At 39.3% G+C, this 1,087-nt stretch carries 1 protein-coding gene and 1 pseudogene; both read right to left on the reverse strand.

Going from position 1 to position 1,087, the window contains the following annotated elements; translation table 11 throughout:
* Positions 1-114: 114 nt before the first annotated feature.
* Positions 115-279 (reverse strand): hypothetical protein, encoded by a 165-nt coding sequence (locus tag B5E53_RS18645; RefSeq protein WP_162611984.1) that lies wholly within the window; start codon positions 277-279, stop codon positions 115-117.
* A 593-nt stretch (positions 280-872) separates the two neighbouring features.
* Positions 873-1,087, reverse strand: a pseudogene (locus tag B5E53_RS18650) (integrase core domain-containing protein); the annotation flags it as partial.

Raw genomic sequence — 1,087 nt, forward strand, 5'->3', positions numbered from 1 at the left:
CATTTCTATAACAGTACTAAAAGTTGAGTACTGAACTATTAGCACGGATTGATAAGAATCGAGTCTATTGTCTCACATATGACTATGATTTTCGAGGTACGGAGTATTTACCGTTTACGCCGTATGCGTACGAATGTCCAAGAAGCAGCCAAGCTTTTTCGCATTTTCATGATAACGTGCTTCGGAAGCGATTTCTTTGATCCGCTTATCGTAACGCTCGATTTTTGCTTTCTGTTCCTCATAAGACGCCCTGTATTCGTTTAGGGTTTCCCGATACATTGGATCAAGTTCCAGTTTCTTCAACCAGGTAACATTGGTACTAAAATAAAAATAGCACAAAATAAGCATGGCCATCTTACCTTCTAATTTCATGCTATACTAGTAAAATAAGAAAAAAAAGGAGAATACTTATGTCAAAAGGTTCTAAATTCTCTCCACAATTTAAAGAAGATACTATCCGCTATAAAAAAACATCCGGAATTGACAGCAAAACAAGCAGTTGAAAATCTTGGTGTCAGTCTTTCTTAACTGAAACATTGGATCCATGATGCAAAAATAAATAACGTCTCTGCCCTTCTCCCGGCTCCGGTAACTATACCAATGAAGAAGCCAGAGATATTGCCAGATTGAAACGGGAACTACGGGATGCGAAAGATGCCCTGGAAGTATAAAAAATCAATCAGTATCCTGTGTTGTGGTCAAGCATGTTTGTAACATTTGTGGCTAAAAATATATTGGATTGCTGCTCGGATCATGCAGGAGTCTCCAGGGTATGTAAAAGCTGCTTCGCACTGCCTTTGGCAGCTACCTCCTTGACATACGTGAAAGATTCCTGCCAAAGAGTAGCCAAGCAATCTAATCCGGTTATCGTATTATGCAATCCTAGCCTGATAGGGCGTTAAATAACCATTGAAACTATGAGGACGTACATGATTGTATTCCACATATGCAAATTCCTCTACCGCTTAATACAGGGATTCCTCGGTATCATATTCGTATAGGTAAATGCGTTCGTTTTTCAAAGTGTTGAAATATCGTTCCATAGGGGCATTATCATACGGATACTCCGCTTTGCTCATACTTTGTG

The sequence above is a fragment of the Eubacterium sp. An11 genome, from assembly GCF_002161065.1.
Taxonomy (GTDB): Bacteria; Bacillota; Clostridia; order Lachnospirales; family Lachnospiraceae; genus Anaerobutyricum; species Anaerobutyricum faecale.